The 9,015-nt window shown below is 69.2% G+C and carries 9 protein-coding genes; all 9 read right to left on the bottom strand.

Annotated elements, in window-relative coordinates; genetic code table 11:
* Positions 1 to 355: 355 nt before the first annotated feature.
* Positions 356 to 1,606 carry a DivIVA domain-containing protein gene (locus EFK10_RS43980; protein WP_127361234.1) on the bottom strand — a complete coding sequence of 417 codons (1,251 nt, stop codon included), beginning with the start codon at positions 1,604 to 1,606 and terminating at the stop codon, positions 356 to 358.
* A 46-nt stretch (positions 1,607 to 1,652) separates the two neighbouring features.
* Positions 1,653 to 1,943: a YggT family protein gene (locus tag EFK10_RS43985; protein WP_127361235.1), complete on the bottom strand. Its 291-nt coding sequence runs from the start codon at positions 1,941 to 1,943 to the stop codon at positions 1,653 to 1,655.
* A 62-nt stretch (positions 1,944 to 2,005) separates the two neighbouring features.
* Entirely contained in the window at positions 2,006 to 2,578 is a 573-nt protein-coding gene (locus tag EFK10_RS43990; RefSeq protein ID WP_127361236.1) for a cell division protein SepF, read from the bottom strand.
* Between the two features lie 63 nt (positions 2,579 to 2,641).
* Complete coding sequence (locus EFK10_RS43995) at positions 2,642 to 3,370, bottom strand: YggS family pyridoxal phosphate-dependent enzyme (RefSeq protein WP_127361237.1); 729 nt, start codon at positions 3,368 to 3,370, stop codon at positions 2,642 to 2,644.
* Positions 3,367 to 4,140 (bottom strand): peptidoglycan editing factor PgeF, encoded by a 774-nt coding sequence (gene pgeF, locus EFK10_RS44000; RefSeq protein ID WP_407647261.1) that lies wholly within the window; start codon positions 4,138 to 4,140, stop codon positions 3,367 to 3,369. The genes EFK10_RS43995 and pgeF overlap by 4 nt, the downstream gene beginning before the upstream one ends.
* A 15-nt stretch (positions 4,141 to 4,155) precedes the next feature.
* On the bottom strand, positions 4,156 to 5,373 hold the full coding sequence (gene ftsZ / locus EFK10_RS44005; protein WP_127361239.1) for a cell division protein FtsZ: 1,218 nt from the start codon (positions 5,371 to 5,373) through the stop codon (positions 4,156 to 4,158).
* Between the two features lie 255 nt (positions 5,374 to 5,628).
* Positions 5,629 to 6,396: a cell division protein FtsQ/DivIB gene (locus EFK10_RS44010; protein WP_127361240.1), complete on the bottom strand. Its 768-nt coding sequence runs from the start codon at positions 6,394 to 6,396 to the stop codon at positions 5,629 to 5,631.
* Between the two features lie 232 nt (positions 6,397 to 6,628).
* Positions 6,629 to 7,717 carry an undecaprenyldiphospho-muramoylpentapeptide beta-N-acetylglucosaminyltransferase gene (gene murG, locus EFK10_RS44015; RefSeq protein ID WP_127361241.1) on the bottom strand — a complete coding sequence of 363 codons (1,089 nt, stop codon included), beginning with the start codon at positions 7,715 to 7,717 and terminating at the stop codon, positions 6,629 to 6,631.
* 6 nt (positions 7,718 to 7,723) lie between these two features.
* Positions 7,724 to 9,015: putative lipid II flippase FtsW (gene ftsW, locus EFK10_RS44020; RefSeq protein WP_127361242.1), on the bottom strand; the 1,292-nt coding region annotated here is incomplete at its 5' end.

Below are 9,015 nucleotides of genomic sequence, written 5' to 3' on the forward strand. Positions count from 1 at the left end.
CCCCAAACGCCGGACGGCCCGGCCACACGCCCGCAGGCGACAACGCAACCCCAGCCACCCACCAGGCAGGAGCGCGGCGGCACCCCGGCCCGACGGACGGGGGCACTCCCCCAGCCTTCGGCCGGTGGGGGTACCCCCGGCGAAGCCAGGGGGAGGACCCCCACCCAGACGGAGTCTGGGGGAGAGTCCGGCGCAGCGGCTCGAAGCCCGAAAAGCCCCCCCGGGGCCGAGCGGCGCGAGAGGCGCAGAAAAGAGGGGTCGCCGTAGGCGGAAAAGGGCCGGGCCCCGAGGAAGCGATTCCTCAAGGCCCGGCCCTATGTGGCAGGTCGCGTCGCGACCGACCCCGCTCTGACGACTAGTTGTCGTCCTCGTCGATCAGGAAGCCACGCATAGGCGTGGGCGCCTGCTGCAGCGGCTGCGGCGCCTGCGGGCGGACCGGAGCCATGGGCTGGGTCATTGCGGGCGACATCTGCTGCTGGCCACCGTAGGTGGGGTTGGGGCCGCCGTGGCCGCCCATGCCCTGGCTGCCGTAGGACTGTCCGGCACCGCTGGTGTGACCCATGGCACCCGCACCGGCGGAGGCCATGCCACCGCCCATGGTGCCGCCGCCCATGCCCGCGGAGGAGGACAGCGAGGCAGCAGCGGGAGTACGCGGCGGGGCGAGCGAGTCGTCGGCCTGGTTCTCCAGCTGACGGAGCTGGCTCTCCAGGTACGACTTCAGTCGCGTCCGGTACTCGCGCTCGAAGCCGCGCAGGTCCTCGACCTTGCGCTCAAGCGTGGCGCGCGCGGACTCGAGCGAGCCCATCGCGACGCGGTGCTTCTCCTGCGCGTCCCGCTCGAGGGCGTCAGCCTTCGCACGGGCGTCCCGCTCAAGGCCTTCGGCGCGACTGCGCGCCTCGCCGACGATCTTGTTGGCCTCGGAACGGGCCTCCGCGATCGCCTGGTCAGCGGTCTGCTGGGCAAGCGAGAGCACACGCGCGGCGCTGTCGCCGCCGGGGCCCTGCTGCTGCATGGGGTGGCCGCCCATGGTGGGGCCGCCCTGCATGGGGTGCTGGCCCATCGGGCCGGGGCCCTGGCCGAGCTGGCCCTGGCCCATCTGCTGGCCCATCTGACCTTGGCCCATGGGGCCTTGGCCCATCTGGCCTTGGCCCATCTGGCCTTGGCCCATCTGACCCTGACCCATGGGGCCCTGGCCCATCTGCCCCATGGGGCCGCCCTGCTGCATCGGGCCGGGGCCCTGCTGCATGGGACCGCCCTGCTGCATCGAGCTGGGGCCGGCAGGCAGCTGCGGGGCGCCGGGCAGCTGGGGCGGACCCATCTGCTGCGGCGGTACCGGCTGCGGGCCTGATATGGCGGCAGGCACGGGGGCGCCGGGGCCCCGGCCGTCCTGCTGCTCGGGCTTGCGCATGCCCTGCTGCTGGTTCTGGGCGGCGGCTCGGGTGGCCGCGGCCAGTTTGGCTCGCAGGTCTTCGTTTTCTCGTAGGAGCCTTGTCAGCTCCGCCTCGACCTCGTCGAGGAAGGCGTCGACCTCGTCCTCGTCATAGCCTTCTCGGAGGCGGACGGTCGTGAACTGCTTGTTACGAACGTCCTCGGGGGTCAACGGCATCTCTTCACCTCAACGTGATCGTCGGCATATCGGGAGCCCACATCGTTCATCCTCGCAAGCTCCCTACTACGGAGATCAGGATGTACACGATGATCATCAATACGAAGAAGGACAGGTCGAGCGCCACGCCCCCGAGACGCAGCGGCGGAATGAACCGCCGCAGAAGCTTGAGCGGCGGATCGGTGACAGTGTAGGTGGCCTCCAGGACTACCACCATGGGCTTGCCAGGCTGCCACGAACGGGCGAACTGGAAAACGTAGTCCATCACCAACCGGAAAATCAGGACAATCAGGAAGCACATCAGCGCGATCCACAGCACCTGGAGTGCGATGTCCATCGCGCTTGCCTCTCCCCTGCTCGTCCAGTGGCCCTTCGGCCGGGTTTATGCGGTTCCGTATATCAGCTCTGATTGAAGAACCCGCCCTCCGCGATGCGGGCCTTGTCCTCCGCCGTGACATCGACGTTAGCAGGCGACAGCAGGAACACCTTCTGCGTCACTCGCTCGATGCTGCCATGGAGGCCGAAGACCAGACCCGCGGCGAAGTCGACAAGACGCTTCGCGTCCGTGTCGTCCATCTCCGTCAGATTCATGATCACCGGGGTCCCTTCGCGGAAGTGTTCCCCGATCGTACGGGCTTCGTTGTACGTCCGGGGGTGAAGCGTCGTGATCCGGTAAGGCTCTCGTTCGGACACGACCTTAGGCATGATCACCGGTGCGTTCTTCTCCAGGCTATGGCGTTCTTGTGTGATAGATGCCACTGGGGCGATCCGAGGTTCCCGGGGGGCGGGAGGGTGCACGATACGTGCGGGTTCGTCCGGTTGTGTCGTCTGATGGGACTGGTGCGGTCGGCGGGGACGCTCGGGCTCCGGTTCCGGCTCGAACTCGTCGTCGGGGTCAAAGCCCGGGCCGTCGTACCCGTCGTCCTCCACGAGGCCGAGGTAGACCGCCATCTTGCGCATCGCGCCGGCCATGCTCTGCGTCCTCTCAGCGGGGAAAGACCATATTTTTGGTGTGGTCCGACTTGTTTGGTGACGTTACCCGAGCCCGGGACGGACTCCGAGTACCGCGCTACCGACGCGTACATGTGTCGCACCGGCAGCCACCGCTTCCTCTAGGTCCGCACTCATCCCTGCCGAGACCATGTTCGCAGTCGGATGCGTCGCGCGCAGCAAGGATGAGATTTCCGCCAGCCGATCGAAGGCAGCCCGGGGTTGACCCGCATACGGTCCGGCCAGCGGTGCGACCGTCATCACCCCGTCAAGGCGCAGCGCCGGGGCCACCGCGATCGCTTCGGCGATCCCTTCGACTGCGTCGGGTGCGATTCCGCCCCGGCTACCCTGCGCCCCGGCCTCCGCATCCAGGGCGACCTGCACCAGACAGCCCAGTTCGCGGTCGGCGCGGTCGGACTTCAGTACGGCGGCCGACAGGGCGTCGACCAGCTTCAGTCGGTCGACCGAGTGCACGGCATCGGCGTAACGGATCACGGAACGGACCTTATTGGTCTGCAACTGGCCGACAAAGTGCCAGGCCAGGGGCAGATCCACGCAGGCGGCGGCCTTGGGGGCGGCGTCCTGGTCGCGGTTCTCGGCGACATGGCGGACGCCGAGTTCCGAGATGATCATCACATCGCTGGCGGGGTAGGTCTTGGTGACCACGATCAGGGTCACCTCCCTCCGGTCCCGGCCCGCGGCCGCGCACGCGTCGGCGATCCTCTGTTCAACTCGGGCAAGATTCCGGGCGAGATCGGTTCTTCGATCGGTCACGAGATGCCGCCATCCAACCAGACATATCCCGCGAGCCGACCTGTGCTGCGCTCGCGGCGGTACGAGAAGTGATCCCCGGACTCCATCGTGCAGATATCGGATTTCTCACTGTTCCGCACACCGAGCCGGGCGAGTTGGGCGTGCACCCCTGCCGCGACATCCACCGAAGGCGTACCCCAGCTGGTGGTCGCCCGGGACTCCGGGACGACGGTGGCGACCTCGTCGCGCATCGCCGCCGGCACCTCGTAGCAGCTGCCGCATACGGACGGGCCGGTGACCGCGATGATCCGCTCCGGGCTGGCGCCGAGTCCGACCATGGCTTCCACGGCAGCGGGCACCACCCCGGCGACCAGACCCGGGCGGCCGGCGTGCGCGGCGGCGGCGACCCCGGCGACCGGATCGGCCAGCAGGACGGGGACACAGTCGGCGGTCAGAACGGCGAGGGCGAGACCGGGCCGGGTGGTGACCACCGCGTCGGCCTCCGGGACCGGGCCGTCACCCCAGGGGGTGGGGGTACCTCCCAGGCCCCTAGGGCCTGGGGGAGCGACCATCACGACCTCGTTGCCGTGCACCTGGTGCATCCAGACGACCTGCGCCGGGTCCAGGCCCAACGAGCGGGCGGTCAGTTCGCGGTTGGCCCGTACCGAGGCGGGGTCGTCGCCGACCGCGCCGCCGAGGTTGAGGCTGTCGTAGGGAGCGGCGCTCACCCCTCCCCACCTGTCGGTGAAGGCGAAGTGCGCGCCGCCCGGTACTGCGTGGTTCTGCGTTATCACGTGCGGCTGCGTCTACTTGAGGAAGTCGGGGACGTCCAGTTCCTCGGCCGTGGTGTCCTGGTAGGGACGGGCCGGGGGAACCTGCGGGGTGATCGGGGTGGCCGGGGCGACCTCCGCGACCGGCTCCGGCTCCTCCTCACGAGGCGTGACGCTGCCGAGGCCGCTGTAGGTGGAGCGCGGGGTCTCGATCCGGGGCGGGGTCGGGGCGCCGGAGGAGGCCGAGGCGTCCTCGCGGGGGCCGCTGTACGCGCCGAGCACCTTGTCGCGGTTACGGGTCGGCGGCTGCCCGCCGTCGAAGCCGGCCGCGATGACGGTGACCCGGACCTCGTCGCCGAGCGCGTCGTCGATGACCGCGCCGAAGATGATGTTGGCCTCTGGGTGGGCCGCCTCACTCACCAGCTGAGCCGACTCGTTGATCTCGAACAGGCCGAGGTCGGAGCCGCCGGAGATGGAGAGCAGGACGCCCCGGGCGCCGTCGATGGAAGCCTCCAGGAGGGGCGAGGAGATGGCCATCTCCGCGGCGGCGACCGCCCTGTCGTCGCCGCGGGCGGAACCGATGCCCATGAGGGCCGAACCCGCCTCTGACATCACGGACTTCACGTCGGCGAAGTCGAGGTTGATGAGGCCGGGAGTGGTGATCAGGTCCGTGATGCCCTGCACGCCGGACAGCAGGACCTGGTCCGCCGAACGGAAGGCGTCCAGCACGCTGACCTGACGGTCGGAGATCGACAGGAGCCGGTCATTGGGGATCACGATGAGGGTGTCGACGTTCTCGCGGAGACCCGCGATACCGTCCTCTGCCTGGTTGGCGCGGCGGCGGCCCTCGAAGGTGAACGGCCGGGTGACCACACCGATCGTCAGGGCGCCCAGCGAGCGAGCGATATGAGCGACGACGGGCGCGCCACCGGTACCGGTGCCGCCGCCCTCTCCCGCGGTGACGAAGACCATGTCGGCGCCCTTGAGCACCTCTTCGATCTCCTCGCGGTGGTCCTCGGCGGCCTTGCGGCCGACATCGGGGTTCGCGCCGGCGCCCAGACCACGGGTGAGTTCACGGCCGACATCAAGCTTGACGTCGGCGTCGCTCATCAGCAGGGCCTGCGCATCGGTATTGATCGCGATGAACTCGACGCCCTTGAGACCGACCTCGATCATCCGGTTGATGGCGTTCACGCCACCGCCGCCGATGCCGACGACCTTGATGACTGCGAGGTAGTTCTGCGGTGCTGCCACGTCGAAGGCCTCTCGCCTCGAGTTACGTATGCCTGTGGGACGGGGACGGTTCAACGCCGGCCGACCCGAACCCTAACCCTGAGGTTTAGGGTTACCAGTATGCCTGTCCCGCGGTTTTCTTCTTTGGGACAGGACACTAAATCGACAAGCGGTTCGCGTTCAACGAACACGCCGAACCCTCCCGTTTTTCTTTTGACCCTATGTGATCACGCACCTGCCGGACCAACCAGGGTACGGGTCCCGTCAACAGTTTGGTCAACTACTTGACGCCGCAGGCGAAGTGGGAGCGCTTACGTCGAACTGATCGGCGCCTTTCGCTGCTTTCATCAGCGCCGTGAGAGCGGCGGCTTTCTCCGCGCCGTTCTCCGCGCTCCCCCACACGACGGTCCGGCCGCCCGACAGCCGGACGCTGATGCCGTCGTAGGAAGTGACCCGGATGACGCGCGCCTGGCGGCGTACGGCGTCCGGGAGCTCACCGGCCACTTTCACGGCCGACCGCAGCAGTGTCTTCGTCCCGAAATAGCGGTAGCTGGCGCCCTGAGCCGGCGCCAATTGCACCAGCGGGATGCCGCCCGGGATGCTTTCGATGGTGGCGAAGCGGACTCCGTCCGCGTCCACTTCGACGTACTTTCCGTTACTTTCTACAAGGGCGGCGGGAGTTCTCTCGGTCACTTTCAGCTCGATCGTGTGCGGCCATGACCGTTCCACGGCCACATGGTCGATCCGGAGCAACCGCTTCGTCAGCCGGCTCGCGATCCCGACCGTGTCCGCCGACTCCAGCGGACCCCCCAGCGGCACCGCCGCCGCGGCTTCCACCTCCGCCGGGGTCAGCACCCTGGTGCCCATCACTTTCACCTGCGTGACCCGCAGCCACGACGAGCCGTACAACAACCACGTCCCGCCCGCGACCAGCACCGTCGCCGCGATCAGCGCCGCCAGCACGGCCCGCCTCCGGCGGACGGTTGGCGGCGGCCCGTCGCTGTCTGGCGATGCCTGCCGCTCGGCGGTGGTCGGTGCGGCCACGTGGCGTCCTCCGAGTCGTGCGGTGCCTGCCCTTTGCCGGGCAGGTTAGCCCTTGTCGTGGGCACCACGGTCGCACCGCGCCCACGCCGTTTTCGTTGCCGGGTGCGGGTCCGTGGCCGGGTTGTGCAAAATCAGCCCGTCCGGCGTTTGAGGACTGGGGGTCCCCCCGGCCGAGGGCTGGGGGAGAGCCCCTGGTTTCGGGAAGGAGCGGGGTGGGAGACCGCCCCCTCAGCTACCGCCGCGCGGCTACCGCTTCGTAGACCATGCCGACCAGAAGCTCGTCCGCGTCGCGGCGGCCGAACTCCGCGGCGGCGCGGGACATTTCGTAGAGGTGGTGGGGGTCAGTGAGGACGGGCAGGACGTTGGAGAGGACCCATTCGGGGGTGAGTTCGGCGTCGTCGACGAGGACGCCGCCGCCGGCCTTGACGACGGGCTGGGCGTTGAGACGCTGCTCGCCGTTGCCGATGGGGAGGGGGACGTACGCCGCGGGGAGGCCGACCGCGGAGAGCTCGGCGACGGTCATGGCCCCGGCGCGGCAGAGCATCATGTCGGCGGCGGCGTAGGCGAGGTCCATGCGGTCCAGGTAGGACACCGGCAGGTACTGCGGCATGCCGGGCATGTTGTCGGCCCGGGGGAGCTCGTTCTTGGGGCCGACGGCGTGCAGGATCTGGACGCCGGACTGCTGGAGTCGCGGAGCGACCGTGGCGATGACCTCGTTGAGACGGCGGGCGCCCTGGGAGCCGCCGGAGACCAGCAGCGTGGGCAGGTTCGGGTCGAGGCCGAACGCGGCGCGGGCCTCGGGGCGGACGGCGGCCCGGTCGAGGGTGGCGATGGAGCGGCGGAGCGGGATGCCGATGTACCGGGAGTCGCGCAGTTTGCTGTCGGGCGTGGAGACCGCGACGGCGTGGGCGTAGCGGGAGCCGATCTTGTTGGCGAGGCCCGGACGGGCGTTGGCCTCGTGGACGACGATCGGCACGCCGAGGCGCTTGGCGGCGAGATACCCCGGCAGGGCCACGTAGCCGCCGAAGCCGACGACGCAGTCGGCCTTCGTACGCTCCAGGATCTGCTCGGCGGCCTTGATCGTGCCGCGCAGCCGCCCGGGGACGGTGATCAGCTCGGGCGTGGGCCTGCGCGGCAGTGGGACAGCCGGGATGAGTGCCAGGTCGTAGCCGCGTTCCGGGACCAGTCGGGTCTCCAGGCCGCGCTCCGTGCCGAGCGCCGTGATGCCCACGGTCGGGTCCTGCCTGCGCAGGGCATCGGCGAGGGCGAGCGCGGGCTCGATGTGGCCGGCGGTCCCCCCACCAGCGAGTACGACATGCACCGAAATTCACCGCTCTCCGGACGGCCGCCGTCTGACGAACCGCCTCATCGTCCGTTTCATGGCTCCCGTGAGGAAGCCGGGTCCCCGCGCGGCCAGTGCCGCTCGCGCCGCGGGCTCGCTTCTCGCGAAGCAGATCAGCAGCCCGATCGCGAACATGGTCGGCAGGAGAGCCGAACCTCCGTAGGAGAACAGCGGGAGCGGGACTCCGGCGATCGGCAGCAGGCCTAGCACCGCACCGATGTTGACCACGGCCTGGGCCGTGATCCACGTCGTCACGCCTCCCGCGGCAAACCTGACGAAGGGGTCCTCCGTACGACCGGCCACGCGGATACCCGCATAGCCTAGAGCCGCGAAGAGTGCGAGCACCGACAGCGTCCCCGCCAGACCCAGTTCCTCCCCTGTCACGGCGAAGATGAAGTCGGTGTGCGGTTCGGGGAGTTGGCCCCATTTTTCCACACTCGCGCCGAGTCCGGAACCGAACCAGCCGCCGGAGGCGAGCGCGTAGATCCCGTGCACGGCCTGCCAGCATCCGCCACCGGGAGTCACCTCGGTCGCGCCGATACAGGCGAGCCGGTCCATGCGGTTGCCGCTGGTCTTGATCAACAGGATGCCGATGACGCCGGCGACGCTGAGCACGCCGGCGAAGAGCCTGGTCGGGGCGCCTGCCAGCCACAGCAGACCGAAGAGGATCGCGGTGAGGATGATGGCGGTGCCCATGTCGCCGCCGAGCATGATCAGGCCGAGAATCATGAAGGCGACCGGGACCAGCGGCACCAGCATGTGCTTCCACTGCACTAGCAGATTCCTGGCGTGCTTGCGGGCCAGCAGGTCGGCGCCCCACAGGACGAGCGCGAGCTTGCCGAATTCGCTGGGCTGGAGCTGGAAGGGGCCGCCGAGGTAGAGCCAGTTCTGGTTGCCGTTGACCGACTGCCCTATCCCCGGCACCTGGACCAGGCACATCAGGAAGGCCGAGCCCAGCAGCAGCGGATACGCGAAGGCCCGGTGCAGGCGGACCGGGAACCGCGAGGCTGTGATCAGCAGGCCGGTGCCCAGGAAAGCTGCGAAAAGCTGTTTGCGGAAGTAGTACGTGGACGGCAAGCCGTATTCGAGGGCCTTGATCTGCGAGGCCGAGAAGACCATCACCAGGCCGAGCGCGGTGATCAGCAGGCTGCTGCCGAGCACCACGTAGTACGCCGTCAGGGGGCGGTCCCAGGCCTGCTTCGCCTTCTCGAAGGCCGCTGCGGCCCCGCGCAGGGCGCTGGGGCGGCGGGGCCCGCCGGGCGGGTGCGGGGCCCGCA

The sequence above is a fragment of the Streptomyces soli genome (assembly GCF_003999195.1).
Taxonomy (GTDB): domain Bacteria; phylum Actinomycetota; class Actinomycetes; order Streptomycetales; family Streptomycetaceae; genus Actinacidiphila; species Actinacidiphila soli.